Consider the following 24,654-nt stretch of genomic DNA (forward strand, 5'->3'; position numbering starts at 1 on the left):
CCCATGAATTCGGACATGGGCGGGGCTCCTGCCTGGGAAGTGATCGGCGTGATCGACACCGAAGGTGACTGCGCCGAGTGGGCTTTCCCCGCCGAACCGGGCGCCGTGCGCACCGCCCGCCAGGCCGTGCGCGGCCGGCTCCGCGACTGGGGCCTCGACAGCCTCGCGGACCTCGCGGCGCTGCTGGTCAGTGAGTTGGTCACCAACGCCCTGCGGCACGCCACGGGCCCCATCGGGGTCCGCCTGGTCCGCCCCACCGGCCCGGTCGCCGTCCTCCTGGTCGAGGTCTCCGACCCGCTGCCGGACCCGCCCCGCGAGCGGGCCGCCCGGCTCGATGACGAGAGCGGCCGCGGACTGCACCTGGTGGCCTCCTCCTCCCGCCGGTGGGGCACCCGGCCCGGCGTCTCGGGCAAGACGGTGTGGTTCGAACTCGCGGTGCCGGAGTGAAAATCCGGTGTACGTACGCCTTACCGCTGTAGAGCGAATGGTTCAGGCCAGTGGCGGTTGCCGACGGACGGGATTCGACGCCGTGTCCCCTGGTTAGAAGACTGGAAGTGTTGTCACGGTCCGGACCGAAAACCATCGGGACCGTGCTGTGATCGTGAACACCGTGTTGTGCGGCACCGTAGTGCTGGATACTGCGGGCAGCCGCCCCCGGTGACCGGTGCCGGACGCGGTGAGCTGGAGGGGACGGTTCGCGTGAGCGAGATACCAGCGAAGGCCACGGAGTCCGAGGACCCGTCGGAGGGCGCGAGGGCGAGGGCCGACGGCCTGGCCTCCGCGGTGGGGGGTGCGCTCGCGGCCGACGGGGTCCCGCAGGGGGACGCCATGTGGCAGAGCAGTCCCCCCGGATCCATCTACGACTACATCAAGGTCGCGTCCTTCTCCATCGGGCCCGACGGGCTGGTCGAGCAGTGGAGCCTGCGCGCCGAGCACCTCTTCGGCATCCCCGCCGACCGCGCCGTCGGCATGGACCCCATCGAGGCGTTCATCGACCCGCGCCACCGCGAGCGCGGCATGCGCAAGATGGCCGAGATCCTCGACGGCCGCGAGTGGACCGGCGTGGTGCCCTTCCGGATGCCGCGGGGCGCCGAGGGGGAGTGCGGCCACGAGGGACTCGCCGAGGTGTACGTCATGCCGACGCGCACCGAGGAGGGCGACAAGGCGGCCGTCTGCATCGTCGTCGACGTGCGCACGCTGCGCAGCATCGAGACCGACCTCGCCGCCTCGCAGGCCATTTTCAGTCAATCCCCGTTCGGCTTCCTGCTGATCGACCCCGACCTGCGGGTCCGCCGCGTCAACCAGCGGTTCGCCTCCATCTTCGGCGGCGCGCCCGACGACCACCGCGGCAAGGGCGTCCACGACTACCTCCAGCGCGGCGAGGCCGACCGGGTCGCCGCCACGCTGCGCAGGGTGCTGGAGACCGGCAGCTCCATCACCGACATGCACGTCACGGGCTTCGTGCCGGGCTCCGACGAGCGCCGCCACTGGTCCGTCAACCTCTACCGGGTGCACAGCGGTTCGGGCCGTCCCATCGGGATCGCCTGGCTCGGCATCGACATCACCGCCCGCCGCGCCGCCGCCCGCGAAGCCGCCGCCGCCCGGCGCAACCTCGCCCTGCTGAACGAGGCGGGCGCCCGCATCGGCAACTCCCTCGACCTGGAGACCACGGCCCGGCAACTCCTGGACGTCGTCGTCCCCGGCTTCTGCGACCTGGCCACGGTCGACCTCTACCAGGGCCTGCTGGCCGGCGACGAGACCCCGCCCGGGCTCGCCGACGGCAGCGCCGAGCTGCGCCGGGTCGCCTTCGCCAGCGCCGTCTCCGACGCGCCCTTCGCCGGCACCGGGGTGCCCGTCGCGGTGGGCGCCGTCCACCACTACCCGTTCAACTCGCCCTGCGCGGACGCCCTGCGCACGGCCCGCCCGCAGACCGTCCCGGGCGAGGACGGCGGGCTCGTGCAGTCCACGCTCGCGGTGCCGATGGTCGCCCACGACACCGTCGTCGGGCTGGTGCAGTTCGCCCGGACCAAGGGCAGCGAGCCGTTCGGCGACCGGGACCGCGACCTCGCCGTCGAACTGGCCGCGCGGGCCGCCGTCTGCATCGACAACGCCCGTCTCTACCGCCGCGAGCACGAACGCGCGTTGATACTGCAACGGTCCCTGCTCCCGCCCGGCGACCCGGAGGCCTCCGGCCTCGACATCGCCTGCCGCTACCTGCCCGGCAACGTCAACACCGGTCGGCCCAGCGAGGTCGGCGGCGACTGGTTCGACGTCATCGAACTGCCCGGGCACCGCACCGCGCTGGTCGTCGGCGACGTCATGGGCCGCGGCCTGCGCGCCGCCGTCGCCATGGGCGAACTCCGCACGGCGGTCCGCACCCTGGCCCAGCTCGACCTGGAACCGGCCGAGGTGCTCTCCCAGTTGGACGAGATCGCCCGCGGCCTCGGTGCCCCCGGCGGGGTGCAGCAGGCGACCCGGGCGGCCCGCCGCCCCCGTGAGGCGGACCTGTCGGAGGTGTACCTCGCCACCTGCGTCTACGCCGTCTACGACTCCGTCACCCGGCGCTGCACGTTCGCCAACGCGGGCCATCTGCCGCCCGTGCTGGTCGAGCCGGGCGAGGCGGCGCTGATGCTCGACGTGCCGCCGGGCATGCCGCTCGGCGTCGGCGGGGAGCCCTTCGAGGAGGTCGAGGTCGAACTGCCCGAAGGCGCCCTGCTCGCGCTCTACACGGACGGCCTGGTCGAAAGCCGCGACCACCCCCTGGACGAGGGCCTCCAAGCCTTCGTCAGCGCGCTCTCCGACCCCACGCAGCCGCTTGAGGACGTCTGCGACCACGTCCTCAACACCCTCGACACCCACCACGGCGAGGACGACATCGCGCTGCTGATGGCACGTGTACAGGGACTGCCCACGGATTCCGTCGGCGACTGGACCCTGCCGCGCGAGCCGCGCAGCGTGGGCCGGGCCCGTGAGTACGCCCGCGCCCAGCTGCTCGCCTGGGACATGGAACCCCTGGTAGACACCACGGAACTCCTGGTCAGCGAACTGGTCACCAACGCCCTGCGCTACGGCGAGGGCGAGATCCGGCTGCGCCTGCTGCTCGACCGCACCCTGGTCTGCGAGGTCTGGGACTCCGGCCTCGTCCAGCCCCGCCGCCGCCGGGCCCGCGACACCGACGAGGGCGGCCGCGGCCTCCAGCTGGTCGGCCTCCTCAGCGCCGCATGGGGCTCCCGCCGCACGCCCCGGGGCAAGACGGTGTGGTTCGAACTGCCCCTGCCCGGAGGCGACACGAGCCTGACGGATCCCGCGGAGGCGCTGCTGAGCCTGTTCTGACGGCAACCGAACGTCCGTACTGATCGTCATCCCCGGCAACACCATCCGCAACACCGGGGAGACGGCATGGACCGCACGGAAGGCACCACCCCGGCCGAGGCGGCCGCCGAAGACGCCGCGCAGGACGCCCCCGCACCCGAGGAAGAAGGCAAGCGGCGCCGACGCTGGATCAGACGCACGGCGCTCGCCGTGGTCCTGGTCCTGCTGGTCCCGCTCCTGGCCGTTCTGACAGCCCTCCGCATCAACTACACGGGCGACCCGGCCGACGGCACCCGCACCCGCGACCGCGACGCCCTCTGGCTCGGCCACGCCTGGGTCGACGGCCGCAAGAAGGACGCCGACGTCGACGCCCTGGCCCGGCGACTGGAGGACACCGGCATCCGGGACCTGTACGTCCACTCGGGCCCGCTGGAGCACGACGGGACACTCCCGAAGTCGGTCTATCCGAAGGCTCGCTGGTTCATCGACGCCGTGCACGAGAAACTGCCCGGCGTCCGCGTCCAGGCCTTCCTCGGCGACGTCCTCGCCTCCGAGAACAGCGAGGGCATGCTCCTGAACGACCGGGACACCCGCGCGGCCGTCGTCCGCTCCGCGCGTCAGGTCCTGGACACCGGCTACGAGGGCATCCACCTCGACCTGGAGCCGATGCCGTCCGACGACCGCGACTTCCTCACCCTCCTCGACGCCCTGCGCCGCGAGACCCGCTCCCGGGACGCCCAACTCTCCGTCGCCGCCCACCAGATCGACCCGCTCCCGGCCCTCCACACCGTGTTCGGCCTCTTCACCGAACACCCCAAGTGGTGGTCGCAGGAGTTCTTCGGCCAGGTCGCCCGCCGCGTCGACCAGATCGCCGTGATGACGTACGACACCGCGCAGCCGCTGGAGGGCACCTACGGCGGCTACGTCGCCCAGCAGACCTCCCTCGCCCTGGAGGTCACCCCGCCCTCCACCGACCTGCTGATGGGCCTGCCCTTCTACTACGAGAGCAACTTCGACCACTGGGGCCACGCCGAGACCGTGCCGGCAGCCGTCCGGGGCGTCCGGCTCGGGCTCTCCCGCACCGACGCCGACCGGGCCAACTTCGGCGTCGCGCTGTACATCGACTTCGCCGCGACCGAGGCGGACTGGCGTGCCTACAAGGAGGACTGGGTGCGATGACCCGACCGCGCCCTCAGCCTGTTGAAGAGCGCCTCCTGATCTTCGAGCCCAGCCACACCAGCGGGTCGTACTTGCGGTCCACCGCCCGCTCCTTCAGCGGGATCAGCGCGTTGTCCGTGATCTTGATGCCCTCGGGGCAGACCTCGGTGCAGCACTTGGTGATGTTGCAGTAGCCGAGGCCGTGTTCGTCCTGGGCGGTGGTCTTGCGGTCCAGGCCGGTGTCCGCCGCCGCGTCCAGGGGGTGCATGTCCAGCTCCGCCACCCGCATCAGGAACCGGGGCCCGGCGAACGCCTGTTTGTTCTCCTCGTGGTCGCGGACCACATGGCAGGTGTCCTGGCACAGGAAGCACTCGATGCACTTGCGGAACTCCTGCGAGCGGTCCACGTCCTCCTGCATCATCCGGTACTCGCCCGGGGCGACACCGGCCGGCGGCACGAAGGCCGGGACCTCCCTGGCCTTGGTGTAGTTGAAGCCCACGTCGGTGACCAGGTCGCGGACGACCGGGAACGCCCGCAGCGGTGTCACCGTGATCGTCTCGTCCCGGTCGAACACCGACATGCGCGTCATGCACATCAGCCGCGGCCGGCCGTTGATCTCCGCCGAGCAGGAACCGCACTTGCCGGCCTTGCAGTTCCAGCGCACGGCGAGGTCGGGCGTCTGGGTGGCCTGGAGGCGGTGGATGATGTCGAGCACCACCTCGCCCTCGTTGGCCTCGACCTCGAAGTCCTCAAGGCCGCCGCCGCTCACGTCCCCGCGCCACACCTTGAAGTGGGCCGTGTAGCCGCTCATTCGTAGAGCTCCTCTTCGGCGAGGTACTTGACCAGCTCCTCCTTGTCGAACAGAGCGAGCAGGTCGGCACGGACGGGTTCGGTCGTCTCACGGGTGAGGGCGATCTGGCCGCGGACCGGGTCCGTCGCCGCCAGGCCGCCCGTCGGGTCGGTGAGCGCGCACAGCAGGTTGATCCGCCGCCAGGCGCGGTCCATCCCCGGATGGTCCTCGCGCGTGTGGCCGCCGCGCGACTCGGTGCGCTCCAGCGCGGCCCGCGCCACGCACTCGCTGACCAGCAGCATGTTCCTGAGGTCCAGGGCGAGGTGCCAGCCCGGGTTGAACTGCCGGTGCCCCTCGACCCCGGCCCGGCGCGCCCGCACCCGCAGCTCGGCCAGCTTCTGAAGGGCCTGCTCCATCTCCGGCTCCCGGCGGATGATGCCGACCAGGTCGTTCATCGTCTGCTGGAGTTCCTGGTGGAGGGTGTACGGGTTCTCCGGCGGGCCACCCGCAGGTTCCTCGGTCTCCGCCTCGGCCGAGAAGGGCCGCAGGGCCTCGGCGGCGGCCGCGTCGATCTGGACGTCGTCGACGACGGGCCGCGCTCCGGACACCCCCGCCGCGTAATCGGCCGCGTGCCGGCCCGCCCGGCGGCCGAACACCAGCAGGTCGGACAGCGAGTTGCCGCCGAGCCGGTTGGAGCCGTGCATGCCGCCGGCCACCTCACCGGCCGCGTACAGCCCGGGCACCCCGCGCGCCGCCGCCGTGTCGGACTCCACCGCGACCCCGCCCATCACGTAGTGGCAGGTGGGCCCGACCTCCATGGCCTCCGCCGTGATGTCGACGTCCGCCAGCTCCTTGAACTGGTGGTACATCGACGGCAGTCGCCGCTTGATGACCTCGGCGGGCATCCGTGTCGACACGTCCAGGAACACGCCCCCGTGCGGCGAGCCGCGCCCCTCCTTCACCTCGGCGTTGATCGCCCGCGCGACCTCGTCGCGGGGGAGCAGCTCGGGCGGGCGCCGGTTGTGGTCCGGGTCGTCGTACCAGCGGTCGCCCTCCTCCTCCGTCTCGGCGTACTTGTCCTTGAAGACGTCGGGGATGTAGTCGAACATGAACCGCTTGCCGTCGGAGTTGCGCAGCACACCGCCGTCGCCGCGCACCGACTCGGTGACGAGGATGCCCTTCACGGAGGGCGGCCAGACCATCCCCGTCGGGTGGAACTGCACGAACTCCATGTTCAGCAGGGGAGCACCCGCGAGGAGGGCCAGGGCGTGGCCGTCGCCGGTGTACTCCCACGAGTTCGACGTCACCTTGAAGGACTTGCCGATCCCGCCGGTGGCGATCACCACGGCCGGTGCCTCCAGCACGAAGAAGCGGCCCGACTCGCGCTCGTAGGCGAAGACCCCGCAGACCCGGCCGCCCTCTTTCAGCACGCGCGTGACGGTGCACTCCTGGAAGACCTTCAGCCGGGACTCGTAGTCGCCGGTCTCCCTGAAGTCCTCCTGCTGGAGGGAGACGATCTTCTGCTGGAGGGTGCGGATCAGCTCCAGGCCCGTGCGGTCGCCGACGTGGGCGAGGCGCGGGTACTCGTGGCCGCCGAAGTTGCGCTGGGAGATCCGGCCGTCCTTGGTGCGGTCGAACAGCGCGCCCCAGGTCTCCAGCTCCCACACCCGCTGCGGCGCCTCCTGGGCGTGCAGCTCGGCCATCCGCCACTGGTTGAGGAACTTGCCGCCGCGCATGGTGTCGCGGAAGTGCACCTGCCAGGTGTCGTTCTCGTTGGCGTTGGCCATCGCCGCGGCGATGCCGCCCTCGGCCATCACGGTGTGTGCCTTGCCGAACAGCGACTTGCAGATCACGGCCGTACGGGCGCCCCGCTCGCGGGCCTCGATGGCGGCGCGCAGCCCGGCACCGCCCGCGCCCACCACGACGACGTCCCACTCCTGCCGGTCGACCACGGACATCAGTAAGGCCTCATCCCTCTAGAAGAAGCGCGGATCGTCGAAGGCGCCCGACGCGACCAGGTAGACGTAGAAGTCGGCGAGCGCCACGCTCACCAGCGACGCCCAGGCGAGCTGCATGTGCCGGGCGTTGAGCTTCCCCGCCCACTGCCACATCCGGTAGCGCACGGGATGCCGGGAGAAGTGCTTGAGCTTGCCGCCGACGATGTGCCGGCAGGAGTGGCAGGAGATCGTGTACGCCCAGATCAGCACGATGTTGACCAGGAACACGAGGGTGCCGAGCCCCATGTGGCCCCAGGCGTAGGTCTCGTCCCGGAAGGCGAGCACGGTGTCGTAGGTCAGGATCCCGGCGACCGCGATCGCGGCGTAGAAGAAGTAACGGTGGATGTTCTGCAGGACCAGCGGGAAGCGGGTCTCACCGCTGTACTTCCGGTGCGGCTCGGCCACCGCGCAGGCCGGTGGGGACGCCCAGAAGCCGCGGTAGTAGGCCTTGCGGTAGTAGTAGCAGGTCAGGCGGAAGCCGAGCGGGAAGATCAGGATGATGATCGCGGGCGAGATGCCCCACCAGCTGCCGAAGATCTCCCAGTTCGGGCCGGCCTTCATCGGCTCGCAGTTCTCCGCCAGGCAGGGGGAGTAGAAGGGCGAGACGTACGGCGCCGCGTAGTAGTCGGCGTTCGCGAAGGCCCGCCAGGTCGAGTACACGATGAACGCGAGCAGACCGGCCGCGGTGCCGGCCGGGGCCAGCCACCAGCGGTCGGTGCGCAGATGCGGGGCGGCGATCGCGGCGCGCGTACCACCCCGCACACCGCCGCTCTCAGGTCTGGGTTCGGTGGCGGGGGATTCCGTACCAGTGGCCACGTGACGACTCCGGTCGGGTTCGGGGGAGGTGCCGGTCGCGCTCGACTCCTCCCCGGGTCAGGGAGCGCGCCGGTCCCGGGCGCCGAGCCCCTCGTCGTCCGAGTCGCTCCACAAGGCGGAGTCGTACGGCGTGTCCGAGATGGTGACCAGCTCGGGGCGCTTCGGCGCGGCCGGTGACGCGGCGGCGTCGCGCAGCAGGGCGACGCTCTCGCGCAGGTGGTTGGCGTCGGCACGCACGCGGCGCATCTCCAGACCGCCGGTGCCGAGCTGCTTCTCCAGGCGTCCCAGCGATCGGAACACTTCGTCGAGACTGCGCTGGACTGACATCAGTTCGTCGTGAACGGACATGACTTGCCCTCACTTCCACGGGTCTTCGCGGCCCAAGGCGGCAACGCTCATGCGCCTGCGAGTGTTGCGCGTCACACCTTGTGCTGTGAAGGGATGTGCATCGATTGGCCGAGGCGCGTGGGTGCACTGTGCGGTGCGTTGCGCCGCACGGGTGGCTTCCCGCCCGTGACCGCCGTGTCGCCCTGTGTTGCCGAACCCTTTCCTCTTCAGTGGCCGCATACATCAGATGAACTCCAAATACCGCCAAAAGTGATCATAACGCCCGCGGCTTCCCGGAGGTAGCACAGATGTCCCAGCACGGCGTCGGCCCGCGCGCGGTCACGCGTTCGGTCGCCTTCCTCACCGCAGGAGTGCTCGCGGTGCCCGCGCTCGCCGGATGCGGCTCCGAGGACCCGTCCGGCAAGCCGCTCGCCGGGCAGGACATCCAGCCCGCCCCCCGGGACCGGATCGCCGACGGCGGCACCCTGCGCTGGGCCGTCGACTCCGTGCCCGACACCCTGAACACCTTCCAGTCGGACGCCGACGCCACCACCACCCGCGTCGCCCAGGCCGTCCTGCCGTCGATGTTCCGCATGGACGCCTCCGGCCGCCCGGAGCGCAACGCCGACTACCTGGAGTCCGCCGAGGTCGTCGACACCGAGCCCAAGCAGGTCGTCCTGTACAAGCTCAATCAGCAGGCCGTCTGGAGCGACGGCCAGGAGATCGGCGCCGCCGACTTCGCCGCCCAGTGGCGTGCCCTGTCCGGCAAGGACACCGCCTACTGGACCGCCCGCAACGCCGGCTACGACCGCATCCAGAAGATCGAGCGCGGTGACAGCGCCCTGGAGGTCCGGGTCACCTTCAGCCGCCCCTACGCCGACTGGCGTTCGCTGTTCTCGCCGCTGTACCCGAAGGACGTCATGGGCACCCCGGACTCCTTCAACGACGGAGCCCGCAAGAAGCTCAAGGTCACCGCGGGCCCCTTCCGGGTGCAGAAGGCCGACCGCGAGGACGGGGAGATCACCCTCGCCCGCAACCCGCGCTGGTGGGGCGAGCCGGCCAGGCTCTCCGAGATCGTGCTGCGCGCCGTCCCGCGCGACAAGCGGGCCGCGGAGCTGGCCGCCGGCACCCTCGACCTGGCCGAGATCGACCCCGCCGCGGCCCGCCGCATCACCCTCGCCGCCCGCCCCCACAGCTCCAGCAGCCCCCTGATGGGCCCGGGCGCCGACCGGTCCGCCGCGGACTCCCTGAGATCCTGGGCCGTCGCCAACGGCTCCGACGAGGACGCCGCCGACGAGGAGACCGTCGCCCGCAAGAAGCTGCGCAAGGCGGCCGTCAAGTACGCCCGGCAGCAGCGGGCCCTCAGCGGCTTCGAGGTCCGCAAGTCCCTGGAGCCCGCCTACACCCAGCTCGCCCTGAACGGCGCCGAGGGCCCGCTCACCGACGAACGCGTCCGCAGGGCCGTCGCCCGCGCCCTGGACCGCAAGGAACTCGCCCAGGCCGTCCTCAAGCCCCTCGGCCTGCCCTCCGTCCCGGTCGGCAGCCACCTCGCCCTGTCCGGCCAGGCCCACTACGCCGACAACAGCGGCGCCCTCGGCGGCCAGGACACCAAGGAGGCCCAGGCGCTGCTCGCGGACGCCGGGTGGGTACGCGGCGGCCCGGTCAAGGAGCAGAAGAAGGAGAAGGCGGCCGGCCCCGAGGGCGACAAGGCCGACGACACCGGCGAGGACAACAAGGCCCAGCACGGGCCGGACCCGGCCGGTCACCTCGCCCAGGACGGCAGGCAGTACAAGTCGCACCAGGGTGGCGCCCCCGGCGCGTACGCGCCCCGGGGCACCGCCGCCCCGGCGAACCAGGAGGCCGCCCGGCTCGCCAAGAACGGCAAGGCGCTCACCCTCCGCTTCGTGCTCCCCTCCGGGCCCGGCTCCCAGACGCTGCGCACCGTCGCGGACCGCATCTCCCGCATGCTGGAGCGCGTCGGCATCGGCACGGAGATCTCCAAGGTCTCCGACGAGTCCTACTTCAAGGACCACATCGCCTCCGGCCAGTACGACCTCGCCCTGTACTCCTGGCCCGCCACGGCGTACCCGGCCACCGACGCCCGCCCCGTCTTCGCCAAGCCCGTCCCGGCCGCCGACGGCTCGCTGAACGTCGAGCAGAACTACACCCGCGTCGGCACCGACCAGGTCGACCAGCTCTTCGACGAGGCCGTGGCCACCCTCGACGAGGGCGAGTCCCGCTCCCTGATCCGCAAGGCCGACTCCCGCATCTGGGCGGCGGCCGGCTCGATCCCCCTCTTCCAGCGCCCCCAGCTCCTCGCGGCCCGCAAGAACCTCGTCAACGCCGGCGCCTTCGGCTTCGGAACACCGGTCCACGAGGACATGGGCTTCCTGAAGAAGGGCGCGAAGCCGGCGTCCGGCCCCTCGGCGAAGGGCTCGGCCGCCCGGTAGCTCTGGGAACGCTCAAACGCCTTGCCGTCCCCGCCCGGCGTCCGCACCATGAGGAGCAGTGATCATGGTGCGGACGCCGGGCGTCCGCACGCGGGGGACGGGAGCCGGCGAATGCGCGGCATGGTGAGGCGGGCCTGCACGGCCGGACTGGTCGTCGGGGTGCTGGTGACGGGGCTGACGGGCTGCACGGGGGAGGCGGGGGGCGACGGCAAGGCCGAGGCCTGCACGAACGGCGGCTATGCCTGGTCCGGCGTGCAGCGGACGCAGAAGCTGACGGCGCTGGCCGACCCGATCAGGCTAAAGAAGAAGACCAGCAGCTACACCTCCCGCCTCAAGCCCGTCGGCGACACGGTGTACCGGCCCTCGGTGACCGGTACGCCCGAGGGCGTCGGCGCGGCCGACGTGATCAAGGCCCTGGGCAGACACCTGAAGGCCGAGGAACCGCTCGCCGGTCCCTCCGAGAAGGAGGTCCCGGAGGAGGACCACTTCTTCGAGGTGGCGACCGGCGACCTCAAGGGCGCGTACTACTCCTGGGGCTACATCAGGCTGGTCACCGCAGACTTCACGTACACCTGCGGAAACGGCGAGCCCGTCAAGGGGCGGGTGCGGACGTGGGAGGGCACCGGCAGCGGCTTCCTGCCCTGTTCCGAGCCGTTCGACGAAATCGCCGGACGTCTTGCCGCGCAGCGGACCTGTCCGGCCGGTTCCGCGGCCGCGAAGGGCACCTGACCTGCACCGACGCAGCCCGGCTAACCCCTGCGGCCGCAGCCCCGTACCATGGGGTGAGGCCGTGGCACGTTCAGCCCGGCAGGGCCCGCGCACCGCAGACGTCCGCGCAGGGCATTCCTCACACTCCGGGAGAACGCCGCAATATGGCCACGCGCCACGACATCCGCAACGTCGCCATCGTCGCCCACGTCGACCACGGCAAGACCACCATCGTCGACGGCATGCTGAAGCAGGCCGGCGCCTTCGCCGCGCACCAGCTCGACTCGGTCGACGACCGCATGATGGACTCGAACGACCTGGAGCGTGAGAAGGGCATCACGATCCTGGCCAAGAACACGGCGGTGAAGTACCACCCGAAGGACGGGGGGGACGTCATCACCATCAACATCATCGACACCCCCGGTCACGCCGACTTCGGCGGCGAGGTGGAGCGCGGTCTGTCGATGGTCGACGGCGTCGTCCTGCTCGTGGACGCCTCCGAGGGTCCGCTCCCGCAGACCCGCTTCGTGCTGCGCAAGGCGCTCCAGCAGCGCCTGCCCGTCATCCTGTGCATCAACAAGACGGACCGCCCGGACTCCCGGATCGACGAGGTCGTCAACGAGACCTACGACCTCTTCCTCGACCTGGACGCGGACGAGGAGCAGATCGAGTTCCCGATCGTCTACGCCTGCGGCCGCGACGGCATCGCCTCGCTGACCAAGCCGGAGAACGGCACGGTCCCGTCCGACTCCACCAGCCTGGAGCCGTTCTTCTCCACGATCCTGGAGCACATCCCGGCCCCGACCTACGACGAGGACGCCCCGCTCCAGGCCCACGTGACCAACCTGGACGCCGACAACTTCCTCGGCCGTATCGCGCTGCTCCGCGTCGAGCAGGGCGAGCTGCGCAAGGGCCAGACCGTCGCGTGGATGAAGCGCGACGGGTCCGTCAGCAACGTCCGCATCTCCGAGCTGATGATGACCGAGGCGCTCACCCGCAAGCCGGCCGAGATGGCCGGCCCCGGTGACATCTGTGCCGTCGCCGGTATCCCGGACATCATGATCGGCGAGACCCTGGCCGACCCGGAGAACCCGGTCGCGCTGCCGCTGATCACGGTCGACGAGCCCGCGATCTCCATGGTCATCGGCACCAACACCTCCCCGCTGGTCGGCCGTGGCGCCACCGGCAAGGGCGCCGACAACAAGGCGGCCGTCAAGGACCGCAAGGTCACCGCCCGCCAGGTCAAGGACCGCCTCGACCGTGAGCTGATCGGTAACGTCAGCCTCCGGGTGCTGGACACCGACCGGCCGGACGCCTGGGAGGTGCAGGGCCGCGGTGAGCTGGCGCTGGCCATCCTGGTCGAGACGATGCGCCGGGAAGGCTTCGAGCTGACCATCGGCAAGCCGCAGGTCGTCACCAAGGAGGTCGACGGCAAGACCTACGAGCCCGTCGAGCGCATGACGATCGACGTGCCCGAGGAGCACATGGGCGCCGTCACGCAGCTCATGGGCGTCCGCAAGGGCCGCATGGACAACATGTCCAACCACGGCTCCGGCTGGGTCCGCATGGAGTTCGTCGTGCCCTCGCGCGGCCTCATCGGCTTCCGGACCGAGTTCCTGACCCAGACCCGCGGCACCGGCATCGGCCACTCCATCCACGAGGGCTTCGAGCCCTGGTTCGGCGCGCTCCAGACCCGTAACAACGGCTCCCTGGTCGCCGACCGCGCCGGTGCGGTCACCGCGTTCGCGATGACCAACCTCCAGGAGCGCGGCGTGCTGTTCACCGAGCCGGGCACCGAGGTGTACGAGGGCATGATCGTCGGCGAGAACTCCCGCTCCGACGACATGGACGTCAACATCACCAAGGAGAAGAAGCTCACGAACATGCGGTCCTCCACGGCCGATGTGACCGAGTCGATCGTCCCGCCCCGCAAGCTGTCGCTGGAGCAGTCCCTGGAGTTCTGCCGGGACGACGAGTGCGTCGAGGTCACCCCGGAGGCCGTGCGCATCCGCAAGGTGAACCTGGACGCCCGCGAGCGCGCCCGCGCCGCGAGCCGTGCCAAGCACGGCTGACACCTGCCGCACACGACAGCACCGGGCACTCCGCGTGAGCGGGGTGCCCGGTGCCGTTGTCTGAAGGGGAGGTAACGCACGGGCAAGGGGTAGGGAAAACCCTCGACTTGCCGGTGACAGCCGTCAGGGGCGGTCTTCTCCCACTACCCTGCTGCGGAAGTGCCCTGCCTCCCCGGCCCCGGGGAACGCACAACGGCCTTGCCGCACAAGCCTCTTGGGTGCGCGACAGACTCCGGTGGAACCCTGCACGGGACTCACGGTACGTCGCAAGCGGTTTTCTCACTCTCGCGTCCGGAATACGGACAGTCCTTACCGATAGATGTGTAACAAGTCCGTTTCGCAGGGATCTCTCACCAAACCCTTTGTCCGGATTTTGGAAGATGTATACGCGAGCTGTGATCGAACCGAGACCTCGTGGGTGTGGTTCGGCCCAGGCGTTTGGCAGATAGTTAGGCGCGTAGAGCTCGGATGTACGGGTCAGTAGCCGACAGTGGCGCGACTCACGAGCGCGGGGGCACTCGACGAATTCCGGCACCGGCGACGGGCGGGGGCCGTGATGTGTCGTGTGCTCCCTTCGCGGTGAACCAATGACTTCTTAGGAGGAACCCATGCGCGGTGCCAAGAGCGCCAAGTGGGTCGCGGGGGCGATAGTCGTCGCCCTGGCCGCCACCGCCTGCGGCGGCAACGGTGATGGTGAGGGTAAGAGCAAGGGTTCCGGACCCGCCGGCTACGTCTCGATCGACGTCGGCGAGCCCCAGAAGCCCCTGATCCCGGCTGACACCAACGAGTCCAACGGCTCGTACGTCATCCAGTCCATCTTCACCCAGCTGCTGGACTTCGACTCCAAGGGCGACATCGTCTACACGAACGCGGAGTCGGTCACCACCGACGACTCCAAGACGTGGACGGTCAAGCTCAAGAAGGGCTGGAAGTTCCACAACGGCGAAGAAGTCACCTCCAAGTCGTACATCGACGCTTGGAACTGGTACGCCAACATCAAGAACAACCAGCAGAACTCGTTCTGGTTCCAGGACATCAAGGGCTACGACGACGTCCACCCGGAGAAGGGCGACCCGAAGGCCGAGACCATGTCCGGTCTGAAGGCCGTGGACGACCACACCTTCACCATCGAGCTGAAGTACACGATGCCGTACTTCAACTACAAGCTCGGCTACACCACGTGGGCCCCGCTGCCCAAGGTCTTCTACGACGACCCGAAGGCCTTCGGCCAGAAGCCGATCGGCAACGGTCCCTACACGTTCGAGAAGTGGGACCACAAGAAGCTCATCCAGGTCAAGGCCTGGGACGACTACCAGGGCCCGAACAAGGCGAAGAACAAGGGCGTCCAGTTCAAGGCCTACACGACGCTCGAGGCCGCCTACAAGGACGTCGTCTCCGGCAACCTGGACATGATCCGCCAGGTCGGCCCGACGGACCTGCCGAAGTACAAGCAGGACCTCGGCGACGGCGCCATCGAGCAGCCGTACGCGGCCCTCCAGTCGCTGACCCCGGCGTTCTACTCCAAGACCTTCAAGGACATCGACCCGAAGGTCCTCCAGGGTCTGTCGATGGCGATCGACCGTGACACGATCACCAAGACGGTTCTGAACAACACCCGCACCCCGGCGAAGTCCTTCACGCCGCCCGGTGTCAAGGGCAACCAGAACCTGGACACCGACGTGTTCACGTACAACCCGGGGAAGGCCAAGAAGCTCATCGAGGAGGGTGGCGGCGTCCCGGGCAACAAGTTCACCATCCAGTACAACACCGACGGTGGCCACAAGGAGTGGGTGACCGCGGTCTGCGAGTCCATCCGCAAGGCCACCGGTGTCGACTGCACCGGCGACCCCAAGCCGGACTTCGCCACGGACCTCGAGGCCCGTGACAACGACCAGGTGAAGGGCATGTACCGCGGTGGCTGGGTCGCCGACTACCCGGTCAACGCCAACTTCATGAAGGAGCTGTACCACACCACCGCCGAGGCCAACAACGGTCGCTTCTCCAACAAGGAGATCGACGGGCTGATGAACAAGGCCGACAAGGCCAAGTCGCTCGACGAGTCGGTGAAGGCCTTCCAGGAGGTCGAGAAGAAGCTGGTCGACTTCATGCCGGCCATCCCGCTCTGGTACTACCGCATCAACGGCGGCCACGGTAAGAACGTCGACAACGTCAACGTCGACTTCCACGGTGACCTCGAAGTGTGGGCCGTCACCACCAAGTAAGAGGAGCCCTCCGGGCTTTTCCCACTCGGCCGTAAGCCCACCGCCGATTCAGGCGGCGGTGGGAGGTGCGTGGGGCCGTCTCGTCATCGGGAGACGGCCCCCGCACCTGCGTTAACCCCTCACGGAGGCACCTATGGGGCGCTATGTCGCACGACGACTGCTCCAGATGATCCCGGTGTTCATCGGGTCAACCCTGCTCATCTTCTGCATGATGTACGCCCTGCCCGGCGATCCCGTCCGGGCGATGATGGGGGATCAGGCGTACGACCCGACGGTGGTCGCGAGCATCAAGAAGGAACTGGGCCTCGACCAGCCGCTCCTTCAGCAGTACGTGAACTACATGACCGGGCTGTTCCAAGGCGACTTCGGCACCCAGATCGCCAGCCAGCGGCCCATCGCGGACGTCATCGCCGACGCGTTCCCGGTGACGATCAGACTGACGCTGTTCGCCTTCACCTTCGTCACGCTCGTGGGCATCGGCCTCGGTGTCGTCGCCGGACTGCGCCCCGACACGCTGCGGGACCGCGGGCTGCTGACGCTGACGCTGGTCCTCGTCTCGATGCCGTCCTTCGTGCTGGGCTTCCTGCTGCAGTACCTGCTCGCCTTCCAGTGGTCGGTCACCACGCCCACGGTGACGGACTCGACCGACTTCGGCCAGCTCATGCTTCCCGCCATCGTGCTGGCGTCCCTCTCGCTCGCCTACGTCGCCCGGCTGACCCGCACGTCGATCGCGGAGAACCTGCGGTCCGACTACATGCGCACCGCCGTGGCCAAGGGGCTGCCGCGCCGCCGCGTCATCGGTGTCCACCTGATGCGAAACTCGCTGATCCCCGTGGTCACCTTCCTCGGTATCGAGCTCGGCAACCTGATGACCGGCGCCATCGTGACCGAGGGCATCTTCAACGTCCGGGGTATCGGCATCGAGATCTACGACGCGCTCAGCCGGCGTGAGGGCGCCACGGTCGTGGGAATCGCCTCGCTGATGGTGCTCATCTACCTCGCCGCCAGCCTGATCGTCGACCTGCTTTACGCGGTCCTGGACCCGAGGATCCGGTATGCCTGACAAGACCGTCGAGAAGGTCGAAGCCCTTCCCGGTGACACCGCGAGCACTGCGGGCGTCATCGTGACCGACGCCGGCCCGGCTCCCGAGAAGGCCCGCAGCCTGTGGTCCGACGCCTGGCACGACCTGCGTCGCAACCCGCTGTTCCTGGTATCGGCCGTGCTGATCGTGTTCCTGCTGGTGATGTCGCTCTGGCCGGGCCTGTTCACCAGCGCCTCGCCGCGCGACGCCGACCTGGCCAAGCACTACCTGGGCAAGCCGAACTGGGGCCACTTCTTCGCCCCGGACTGGCTCGGCTACGACGTCCAGGGCCGTTCGATCTACGCCCGTGTCGTCTACGGTGCCCGCGCCTCGATCACCGTGGGTGTGGGTGTCACCGTCGCCGTCACCGTGATCGGCACGGTGATCGGCATGATCGCCGGCTACTTCGGCGGCTGGACCGACACCCTGCTCTCGCGGACGACCGACATCTTCCTCGGCATCCCGTTCCTGCTCGGTGCCCTGGTGGTGCTCAACTCCTTCGACGACCGCACCGTCTGGGTCGTCATCATGGCCCTGGCCTTCCTCGGCTGGACCCAGATCGCCCGAGTCGCCCGCGGTGCCGTGATCACCATCAAGCAGGCGGACTACGTGGTGGCCGCCAAGGCGCTCGGCGCCTCGACCTCCCGGATCCTGTTCCGGCACATCCTGCCCAACGCGCTCGCGCCGATCATCGTCGTGGCGACCATCGCACTCGGCGGCTACATCGCGGCCGAAGCCACCCTGTCCTTCCTGGGCGTGGGTCTCGGTGACACGGCCGTGTCCTGGGGCGGCGACGTGGCACGAGGACGTGAGCAGCTCCGTATCGCCCCCCACACCCTGATCATCCCCTCGGTGATGGTCTCGATCACGGTGCTCTCGTTCCTGATGTTCGGCGATGCTGTACGCAACGCCCTCGACCCCAAGCTGCGCTGAGGGAGGCGTACGTGACCATCATCGATGAAACGGCCGAGAGCCCCTCGGCCGACGGTTCGCAGGACGCGGGCCGCCCGCTGCTCGAAGTCCGCGACCTGCACGTGGAGTTCCGCACCCGCGACGGCGTGGCCAAGGCCGTCAACGGCGTCAACTACTCCGTCGCCGCGGGCGAGACGCTCGCCGTGCTCGGCGAGTCCGGCTCCGGCAAGTCCGTCACCGCCCAGGCCATCATGGGCATCCTCGACATGCCGCCCGGCAGCATCCCCAAGGGAGAGATCCTCTTCCGCGGCCAGGACATGCTGAAGATGTCCGGCGAGGAGCGCCGGAAGATCCGCGGCAACAAGATCGCGATGATCTTCCAGGACGCGCTCTCCTCGCTGAACCCGGTGCTCTCCGTGGGCTACCAGCTCGGCGAGATGTTCCGCGTGCACCAGGGCCTGTCCAAGAAGGACGCCAAGGCCAAGGCGATCGAGCTGATGGACCGGGTGAAGATCCCGGCCGCCAAGGAGCGCGTCGGGGACTACCCGCACCAGTTCTCCGGCGGTATGCGTCAGCGCATCATGATCGCCATGGCGCTCGCGCTGGAGCCGGACCTGATCATCGCCGACGAGCCGACCACGGCCCTCGACGTGACGGTCCAGGCCCAGGTGATGGACCTGCTCGCGGAGTTGCAGCGCGAGTACAACATGGGCCTGATCCTGATCACCCACGACCTCGGCGTGGTCGCCGACGTCGCGGACAAGATCGCGGTGATGTACGCCGGCCGGATCGTGGAGACCGCCCCGGTGCACGAGCTGTACAAGCGGCCCGCGCACCCGTACACCAAGGGTCTGCTCGACTCGATCCCGCGCCTGGACCAGAAGGGCCAGGACCTGTACGCGATCAAGGGCCTGCCGCCCAACCTGACGCGTATCCCGTCCGGCTGCGCCTTCAACCCGCGGTGTCCGAAGGCGCAGGACATCTGCCGCACGGACGTCCCGCAGCTGTTCCCCGTCACCGAGCGGGACGGCGGCGAGCTGACCGGCCGCGGCAGCGCGTGCCACTTCTGGAAGGAGACGATCCATGGCTGAGCTGGGCAAGAAGGACGAGTCCATGGACGCCACCCCCAACGTCACCGAGGTCGAGACGGTCGACGTCGCGACCGAGGAGGCGGCGGTGGCCGCGCTCGACGCGCCGGTGGAGCGCGGTGAGCCGATCCTCCAGGTGCGCAACCTGGTCAAGCACTTCCCGCTGACCCAGGGCATCCTGTTCAAGCGTCAGGTCGGCGCGGTCAAGGCCGTGGACGGAATCTCCTTCGACCTCTACCAGGGCGAGACGCTCGGCATCGTGGGCGAGTCCGGCTGTGGCAAGTCCACGGTCGCCAAGCTGCTGATGATGCTGGAGAAGGCGACCGCGGGCGAGATCTTCTACAAGGGCCAGGACATCACCAAGCTGTCCGGGCGGGCGCTGAAGGCGGTCCGCCGGAACATCCAGATGGTGTTCCAGGACCCGTACACCTCGCTCAACCCCCGTATGACGGTGGGCGACATCATCGGGGAGACCTTCGAGATCCACCCCGAGGTGGCGCCGAAGGGCGACCGCCGCCGCAAGGTCCAGGACCTCCTGGACGTGGTCGGCCTCAACCCCGAGTACATCAACCGCTACCCGCACCAGTTCTCGGGCGGTCAGCGCCAGCGCATCGGCATCGCCCGCGGCCTGGCCCTGAACCCCGAGATCATCGTCTGCGACGAGCCGGTCTCCGCGCTGGACGTGTCCGTCCAGGCGCAGGTCATCAACCTGATGGAGAAGCTCCAGAACGAGTTCAACCTCTCGTACCTCTTCATCGCGCACGACCTGTCGATCGTCCGGCACATCTCGGACCGCGTGGGCGTGATGTACCTCGGCAAGATGGCCGAGATCGGCACGGACACGGAGATCTACGACCACCCGACGCACCCCTACACCCAGGCGCTGCTGTCGGCCGTCCCGGTCCCCGACCCGGAGTCCCGCGAGGGCCGCGAGCGGATCATCCTCACCGGCGACGTCCCGTCCCCGGCCAACCCGCCCTCGGGCTGCCGCTTCCGCACCCGCTGCTGGAAGGCCGAGGACAAGTGCGCCCAGGAGGTCCCGCTCCTGGCGGTCCCCGAGCGCTTCAAGGGCGAGGACACCCCGGCGGCCCACGAGTCCGCCTGCCACTTCGCGGAGGAGAAGGACGTGGTCCACGCGGCCTGACCGACTGCTCCCGGTTCCCGGCACCCTCCACAGGGTGCCGGGAACCGGCGTCGGAGGATCACGGCATGCTGCATCACATCGAACTGTGGGTTCCCGACCTGCCGCGGGCGGTCCGCGCATGGGGCTGGCTCCTCGGCCGCCTCGGCTGCCGGCCGTACCAGGAGTGGGAGCACGGCCGTAGCTGGCGGCTCGGCCCGACGTACCTCGTCGTCGAGCAGTCGCCGGCGATGAGTGCGGCCGCGCACGACCGCATGCGGCCGGGGCTCAACCACCTCGCGTTCCACGCCGGATCCCCCGCGCGGGTCGACGCGCTGGCGGCCGAGGCTCCCGCGCACGGCTGGAGGCCGCTGTTCGCCGACCGCTACCCGCACGCCGGCGGTGCGGAGCACTACGCGGCCTATCTCTCGGACAGCGACGGCTTCGAGGTGGAACTCGTGGCGACCGAGACCGGCGACCCCGCGAACCCCGGCCAACTGCGTTAACACGCAGGCAACTTCGCTGACCCGGTTCCGATATACGGACACGTCAGGCTGGTCAGCGTACGGCCGTGCGGGTGCCGTAGACGGGCCGGGCGCCGGCAGGCGTCCCGGCCCGTTGCCGTGTTCAGGCGGTCGGCATGCCCAGGGAGCGCTTCAGGAAGTCGACCTGGAGCAGGAGCAGGTTCTCGGCGACCTGTTCCTGAGGGGTGATGTGGGTGACGCCGGACAGCGGAAGCACCTCGTGGGGGCGGCCGGCGGCCAGCAGCGCCGAGGACAGGCGCAGGGCGTGGGCGACCACCACGTTGTCGTCGGCGAGGCCGTGCACGATCATCAGGGGGCGGTGCGGCCCGGCGGGGGAGGACAGCCCCTCGGCGGTCGCCAGGGAGCTCTTGGCGTAGGACTCCGGGTGGTCCGCGGGCGTCCCCAGGTAGCGCTCCGTGTAGTGGGTGTCGTACAGGGCCCAGTCCGTCACCGGCGCGCCCGCGATGCCCGCGTGGAAGACGTCCGGGCGCCGCAGCACCGCCAGGCCCGCCAGCCAGCCACCGTAGGACCAGCCGCGGATCGCCACCCGGGACAGGTCCAGGGGGTGGCGCTTCGCGAGGTCCTCCAGGGCCTCCACCTGGTCGTCCAGCGACAGCGTGAAGTCGTGGTGGACCGCCTTCTCCCAGGCGGGGGAGCGGCCCGGGGTACCGCGGCCGTCCGCGACCACGACCGCGAAGCCCTGGTCCGCGAACCACTGCGACGTGAGGTGGGCGTTGTGGGCGGCGACCACCCGCTGCCCGTGCGGCCCTCCGTAGGGGTCCATGAGCACCGGCAAGGGGGTGTCACCGTCGTAGTCCCGAGGCATAAGCACGGCGCACGGGACGCGGCGTGCGCCCCCCTCTGTGAGCGTCACGCGGGGGGACATACCGGGATCTTCGGCGTACGAAGGGACAGTCCTGGTCGGTTTTCCGTCGCGCAGGACCTGTGCGAGAGAACCTGGCCGGTTCAGTGTCGCCGAGACCAGGACCGTCACCTCCCCGGCCCGCACCGCCGCGTGCACGCCCGGCTCCTGCGACACCCGTTCCACGCCCAGCTCGTTCACCCGGTACACGTGCACCTGGCCCGTCTCCGGCTCTCCGGCGGCCTCCGCGCCCGCCGACGCCGAGATCAGCACGTCGTGCTCGGAGACGTCCAGCACGGCCCGGACGTGCAACTGTGCGCCGGTGAGCGGCCGGTCCCCGACCGCCAGCACCCGCGCACCGCCCTCGTCGGCGATCCGCACCAGCTGCCCGGACGGGCTCCAGCAGGGCACTCCGGGGAAAAGATCAAGCCATGTTCGATCTTCGTCGGCGTGCACCATCCGCGTCGCCCCGGAATCGGGATCCACGGACAGGATCAGCTGACTGCGCTGGTCGCGCGCCTGTACGAGCAGCAGCGGCGCCCCCGCCGCTGACCAGTGGACATGTGCCAGGTACGGAAAGCGCGCCCGGTCCCACGCGACCTCCGTGCGCAGCCCGTCCAGGCCGACCACGAACAGCCGCACCTCCGCGTTGGCGGTGCCCGCCGCCGGGTACGGCACCCGCTGCGGCTCCCGGTCCGGATGCGCCGGGTCGGCGATCCACCACCGCCCCACCGGCGTGTCGTCCACCCGCGCCATGAGCAGCCGGTCCGACTCCGGAGCCCACCAGAAGCCCCGCGAACGCCCCATCTCCTCGGCCGCGATGAACTCGGCCAGTCCGTACGAGACGTTCTCCGCCTCCGGCTCGGCGAGCGCCCGGTCGCCCTCCCCCTCGGCACCCACCACCCGCAGCGCACCCCGTGCGACATAGGCGACATGCCGCCCGTCGGGCGACGGACGAGGGTCGATCACAGGCCCCGGCGCGGGCAGCTCCCGTGCCGTCCCGGCCCGCAGCTCGGCCGCGAAAAGCCGCCCTGACAGGGCGAAAGAGGCCAACTCGACGGCCGCGTCGGTGGCGTACCCGACGATGCCGGCGCCGCCCTCACGGCTGCGTTCGCGCCGGGCCCGTTCCTCGGCTGAGAGGTTCTCCGAGGCGCCGCCCAGCAGGGCGCGCGGGTCGGCGGCCACGCGCTCTGCGCCCTCCTCCACGTCGAGGACCCGGAGTGCATTCGCCCGGTCCGTACCGGAACCTGAGCGCAGGAACACGACACGCGAACCGTCGGGCGCCACGGTGAAGGAACGCGGCGCGCCGAGCGTGAAGCGCTGGGTACGGGCGTGCCGTCGGGGGAAGGAGTGAGGCTCGGTCGTCATGCCCTGACCATATTGGCCATGCGCCCCCTTGTGCGGCCGTGCGCCGATCGATGCGCGCAGACGGATAGTTATGATCAATGTCGCATAGTGGGTATGAACCTGCTGGCTGCTGTACGGATTTGATGCCCCCATAGTCCGACCCCCCGCGTCCTCGTGGATCTTTGGAGGTGAGCCGCCGTGGCACTCTCGATTTCGGCGGTGGTGCTGCTGGCGATCATCGTCTTCCTGCTCATCAAGAAGTCGGGGCTGAAGGCGGGGCATGCGATCGTCTGCATGCTGCTCGGCTTCTACCTCGCCTCCTCGACCGTCGCTCCCACGATCAACGAGCTGACGACGAACATCGCGGGCATGATCGGCAGCATCAAGTTCTGACCGTCCCGGGACCTCGTAGGCTGGCCCCATGACGGAACTGCCCTCCCCCACGCTCTCCGAGCAGGGGGGACCCCCACCTCGCTCCGCGAGGCGTCTGCTGCTGGTGCACGCGCACCCGGACGACGAGTCGATCAACAACGGCGCGACCATGGCCCGGTACGCGGCCGAGGGTGCCCACGTCACCCTGGTCACGTGCACCCTCGGTGAGCGCGGCGAGGTCATCCCGCCCGAGCTCGCGCACCTGTCGGGCGTCGCCCTGGGGCAGCACCGCCGCCGTGAGCTCGCCGCCGCCATGGCCGAGCTCGGCGTGCGGGACTTCCGCCTGCTCGGCGGCGCCGGGCGCTACAGCGACTCCGGGATGATGGGCCTGCCCGACAACGACGACCCCGGCTGCTTCTGGCAGGCCGACGTCGACGAGGCCGCCGCGCACCTCGTCGAGGTGATCCGCGAGGTACGTCCCCAGGTCCTGGTGACCTACGACGGCAACGGCGGCTACGGACACCCCGACCACATCCAGGCCCACCGCGTCGCGATGCGCGCCGTGGACCTGTGCGCCGACGCCGGCCTGGCGGTCCCCAAGGTCTACTGGAACCGGGTCCCCCGGCCGGTTGTGGAGGAGTCCTTCGCGCGGCTCCGGGAGGACCTGCCCGGCACGCCCTTCACCAAGGCCGCCGAGGTCGACGACGTCCCGGGCGTCGTGCCCGAGGAGCGGATCACCACCGAGATCGACGGCACCGCCCACGCCGGAGCCAAAGCCGCCGCGATGCGTGCCCACGCCACCCAGATCACCGTGTCCGGGCCGTACTTCGTGCTCTCCAACGAACTCGCCCAGCCCATCCTCACGACCGAGTACTACGAGCTGGTGCGCGGCGAGCGGGGCCCCGGCGAGCGGGAGACGGACCTGTTCGCCGGCGTGGAGGAGACCTCGTGAGCGACCGTACGCCGATGCTCGCCCAGCCGATGCGGCCGCCCACCGCCGGACGCGCCGCCGCCTGCCTCGGGTTCTTCGTCCTCGGCGCCGTGGTCGGCGTGGCCGGGGCGCTGGTACAGCCGGGCTGGTTCCCCGGCGGACTGCTGCTCGCCCTGGCCGGCGAGGCCGGAGCCGTCCTGGGCGCCACCCGCGTCCTCCGCGGCCGGGCCGGGGGCGTCGCGGTCGCCGCGGGATGGATGCTCGCCGTCGTCCTGCTCACCGCCAGCCGCACCGAGGGCGACTTCCTTTTCGCCGCCGGGAGCGGCTCCTATCTCTTCCTGCTCGGGGGCATCGCCGTGGCTGTGATCTGCGCCACCCTCGCCCCGGGACGGCAACCGGACGGCGATCCCGTCCGACTTGCCAAGTGACGTACCACTTCGCCAGGAGGTGGCCGTGGGGGTCCGGTGTGGGTTTCCCCGGCGGTCACGGGGTACGGGCGAGAAGTGGCCAGTATGGTGGTGCGCGCCGCCGAGCTGCCCGCGTGAGGTTGTGTCGGGCGGCGGA

20 protein-coding genes are annotated in these 24,654 nt (G+C 70.0%); 15 read left to right on the forward strand and 5 right to left on the reverse strand.

Annotated elements, in window-relative coordinates; genetic code table 11:
* Nucleotides 1–3: 3 nt before the first annotated feature.
* The 3 genes from AB0E85_RS16675 to AB0E85_RS16685 all read left to right on the forward strand — a co-directional run bounded on the left by AB0E85_RS16675 (nt 4) and on the right by AB0E85_RS16685 (nt 4,491).
* Complete coding sequence (locus tag AB0E85_RS16675) at nt 4–447, forward strand: ATP-binding protein (RefSeq protein ID WP_361927202.1); 444 nt, start codon at nt 4–6, stop codon at nt 445–447.
* Between the two features lie 252 nt (nt 448–699).
* Entirely contained in the window at nt 700–3,333 is a 2,634-nt protein-coding gene (locus AB0E85_RS16680; protein ID WP_361927205.1) for a SpoIIE family protein phosphatase, read from the forward strand.
* A gap of 66 nt (nt 3,334–3,399) precedes the next feature.
* Complete coding sequence (locus AB0E85_RS16685) at nt 3,400–4,491, forward strand: glycosyl hydrolase family 18 protein (protein WP_361927208.1); 1,092 nt, start codon at nt 3,400–3,402, stop codon at nt 4,489–4,491.
* Between the two features lie 13 nt (nt 4,492–4,504).
* Here AB0E85_RS16685 and AB0E85_RS16690 read toward each other — a convergent pair whose 3' ends face one another.
* From AB0E85_RS16690 to AB0E85_RS16705, 4 genes are read right to left on the reverse strand one after another with little or no spacing between them, the layout of a single operon-like run.
* Nucleotides 4,505–5,281, reverse strand: coding sequence for a succinate dehydrogenase/fumarate reductase iron-sulfur subunit (locus tag AB0E85_RS16690; protein WP_361927210.1), 777 nt, complete (start codon nt 5,279–5,281; stop codon nt 4,505–4,507).
* Nucleotides 5,278–7,218 carry a fumarate reductase/succinate dehydrogenase flavoprotein subunit gene (locus AB0E85_RS16695; protein WP_361927212.1) on the reverse strand — a complete coding sequence of 647 codons (1,941 nt, stop codon included), beginning with the start codon at nt 7,216–7,218 and terminating at the stop codon, nt 5,278–5,280. Before AB0E85_RS16695 ends, AB0E85_RS16690 begins: the two co-directional genes overlap by 4 nt.
* A gap of 18 nt (nt 7,219–7,236) precedes the next feature.
* The gene (locus AB0E85_RS16700; RefSeq protein WP_361927214.1) at nt 7,237–8,073 is read right to left on the reverse strand and encodes a hypothetical protein; all 837 of its coding nucleotides are present in this window, start codon (nt 8,071–8,073) and stop codon (nt 7,237–7,239) included.
* A 57-nt stretch (nt 8,074–8,130) separates the two neighbouring features.
* Entirely contained in the window at nt 8,131–8,421 is a 291-nt protein-coding gene (locus tag AB0E85_RS16705; protein ID WP_234846170.1) for a hypothetical protein, read from the reverse strand.
* A 287-nt stretch (nt 8,422–8,708) separates the two neighbouring features.
* Here AB0E85_RS16705 and AB0E85_RS16710 point away from each other — a divergent pair, with 287 nt between their 5' ends.
* The 9 genes from AB0E85_RS16710 to AB0E85_RS16750 all read left to right on the forward strand — a co-directional run bounded on the left by AB0E85_RS16710 (nt 8,709) and on the right by AB0E85_RS16750 (nt 20,560).
* On the forward strand, nt 8,709–10,850 hold the full coding sequence (locus AB0E85_RS16710; protein WP_361927218.1) for an ABC transporter family substrate-binding protein: 2,142 nt from the start codon (nt 8,709–8,711) through the stop codon (nt 10,848–10,850).
* Nucleotides 10,851–10,961: 111 nt separating this feature from the next.
* Entirely contained in the window at nt 10,962–11,579 is a 618-nt protein-coding gene (locus tag AB0E85_RS16715) for a hypothetical protein (protein WP_361927221.1), read from the forward strand.
* A gap of 143 nt (nt 11,580–11,722) precedes the next feature.
* A complete protein-coding gene (gene typA, locus AB0E85_RS16720; RefSeq protein WP_361927224.1) occupies nt 11,723–13,630 on the forward strand; it encodes a translational GTPase TypA in 1,908 nt (635 codons plus the stop codon).
* A gap of 608 nt (nt 13,631–14,238) precedes the next feature.
* Nucleotides 14,239–15,852, forward strand: a complete 1,614-nt coding sequence (locus AB0E85_RS16725) for an ABC transporter substrate-binding protein (RefSeq protein WP_361927227.1) — start codon at nt 14,239–14,241, stop codon at nt 15,850–15,852.
* A gap of 133 nt (nt 15,853–15,985) precedes the next feature.
* Nucleotides 15,986–16,915 carry an ABC transporter permease gene (locus tag AB0E85_RS16730; RefSeq protein ID WP_361927229.1) on the forward strand — a complete coding sequence of 310 codons (930 nt, stop codon included), beginning with the start codon at nt 15,986–15,988 and terminating at the stop codon, nt 16,913–16,915.
* Complete coding sequence (locus AB0E85_RS16735) at nt 16,908–17,867, forward strand: ABC transporter permease (RefSeq protein WP_361927231.1); 960 nt, start codon at nt 16,908–16,910, stop codon at nt 17,865–17,867. The genes AB0E85_RS16730 and AB0E85_RS16735 overlap by 8 nt, the downstream gene beginning before the upstream one ends.
* Before the next feature lie 17 nt (nt 17,868–17,884).
* Nucleotides 17,885–18,937, forward strand: coding sequence for an ABC transporter ATP-binding protein (locus AB0E85_RS16740; protein WP_361927342.1), 1,053 nt, complete (start codon nt 17,885–17,887; stop codon nt 18,935–18,937).
* A complete protein-coding gene (locus tag AB0E85_RS16745; protein WP_361927235.1) occupies nt 18,930–20,078 on the forward strand; it encodes a dipeptide ABC transporter ATP-binding protein in 1,149 nt (382 codons plus the stop codon). The genes AB0E85_RS16740 and AB0E85_RS16745 overlap by 8 nt, the downstream gene beginning before the upstream one ends.
* Before the next feature lie 65 nt (nt 20,079–20,143).
* Nucleotides 20,144–20,560, forward strand: a complete 417-nt coding sequence (locus AB0E85_RS16750) for a VOC family protein (RefSeq protein ID WP_361927238.1) — start codon at nt 20,144–20,146, stop codon at nt 20,558–20,560.
* A 121-nt stretch (nt 20,561–20,681) separates the two neighbouring features.
* Here AB0E85_RS16750 and AB0E85_RS16755 read toward each other — a convergent pair whose 3' ends face one another.
* Nucleotides 20,682–22,808, reverse strand: a complete 2,127-nt coding sequence (locus AB0E85_RS16755; protein ID WP_361927240.1) for a prolyl oligopeptidase family serine peptidase — start codon at nt 22,806–22,808, stop codon at nt 20,682–20,684.
* A 177-nt stretch (nt 22,809–22,985) separates the two neighbouring features.
* Between AB0E85_RS16755 and AB0E85_RS16760 the strand changes: the two genes are divergently transcribed.
* The 3 genes from AB0E85_RS16760 to AB0E85_RS16770 are packed head-to-tail and all read left to right on the forward strand — an operon-like array spanning nt 22,986 to nt 24,518.
* Complete coding sequence (locus AB0E85_RS16760) at nt 22,986–23,180, forward strand: hypothetical protein (protein ID WP_030842840.1); 195 nt, start codon at nt 22,986–22,988, stop codon at nt 23,178–23,180.
* A 28-nt stretch (nt 23,181–23,208) separates the two neighbouring features.
* Nucleotides 23,209–24,111, forward strand: coding sequence for an N-acetyl-1-D-myo-inositol-2-amino-2-deoxy-alpha-D-glucopyranoside deacetylase (gene mshB / locus AB0E85_RS16765; protein WP_361927243.1), 903 nt, complete (start codon nt 23,209–23,211; stop codon nt 24,109–24,111).
* The gene (locus AB0E85_RS16770) at nt 24,108–24,518 is read left to right on the forward strand and encodes a DUF6113 family protein (protein ID WP_361927245.1); all 411 of its coding nucleotides are present in this window, start codon (nt 24,108–24,110) and stop codon (nt 24,516–24,518) included. The genes mshB and AB0E85_RS16770 overlap by 4 nt, the downstream gene beginning before the upstream one ends.
* The last annotated feature ends 136 nt before the right edge of the window (nt 24,519–24,654 follow it).

Source organism: Streptomyces sp. NPDC029044 (assembly GCF_040637495.1).
In the GTDB taxonomy this organism is placed as follows: domain Bacteria; phylum Actinomycetota; class Actinomycetes; order Streptomycetales; family Streptomycetaceae; genus Streptomyces.

Bases quoted from the DNA above. Each gene is read 5' to 3' on its own strand.
- AB0E85_RS16710 (WP_361927218.1), top strand. From the start codon at position 8,709: ATGTCCCAGCACGGCGTCGGCCCGCGCGCGGTCACGCGTTCGGTCGCC.
- typA (WP_361927224.1), top strand. From the start codon at position 11,723: ATGGCCACGCGCCACGACATCCGCAACGTCGCCATCGTCGCCCACGTC.
- AB0E85_RS16690 (WP_361927210.1), bottom strand. From the start codon at position 5,281: ATGAGCGGCTACACGGCCCACTTCAAGGTGTGGCGCGGGGACGTGAGC.
- AB0E85_RS16735 (WP_361927231.1), top strand. From the start codon at position 16,908: ATGCCTGACAAGACCGTCGAGAAGGTCGAAGCCCTTCCCGGTGACACC.
- AB0E85_RS16675 (WP_361927202.1), top strand. From the start codon at position 4: ATGAATTCGGACATGGGCGGGGCTCCTGCCTGGGAAGTGATCGGCGTG.
- AB0E85_RS16705 (WP_234846170.1), bottom strand. From the start codon at position 8,421: ATGTCCGTTCACGACGAACTGATGTCAGTCCAGCGCAGTCTCGACGAA.
- AB0E85_RS16745 (WP_361927235.1), top strand. From the start codon at position 18,930: ATGGCTGAGCTGGGCAAGAAGGACGAGTCCATGGACGCCACCCCCAAC.
- AB0E85_RS16755 (WP_361927240.1), bottom strand. From the start codon at position 22,808: ATGACGACCGAGCCTCACTCCTTCCCCCGACGGCACGCCCGTACCCAG.
- AB0E85_RS16730 (WP_361927229.1), top strand. From the start codon at position 15,986: ATGGGGCGCTATGTCGCACGACGACTGCTCCAGATGATCCCGGTGTTC.
- AB0E85_RS16695 (WP_361927212.1), bottom strand. From the start codon at position 7,218: ATGTCCGTGGTCGACCGGCAGGAGTGGGACGTCGTCGTGGTGGGCGCG.
- AB0E85_RS16685 (WP_361927208.1), top strand. From the start codon at position 3,400: ATGGACCGCACGGAAGGCACCACCCCGGCCGAGGCGGCCGCCGAAGAC.
- AB0E85_RS16715 (WP_361927221.1), top strand. From the start codon at position 10,962: ATGCGCGGCATGGTGAGGCGGGCCTGCACGGCCGGACTGGTCGTCGGG.
- AB0E85_RS16725 (WP_361927227.1), top strand. From the start codon at position 14,239: ATGCGCGGTGCCAAGAGCGCCAAGTGGGTCGCGGGGGCGATAGTCGTC.
- AB0E85_RS16750 (WP_361927238.1), top strand. From the start codon at position 20,144: ATGCTGCATCACATCGAACTGTGGGTTCCCGACCTGCCGCGGGCGGTC.
- mshB (WP_361927243.1), top strand. From the start codon at position 23,209: ATGACGGAACTGCCCTCCCCCACGCTCTCCGAGCAGGGGGGACCCCCA.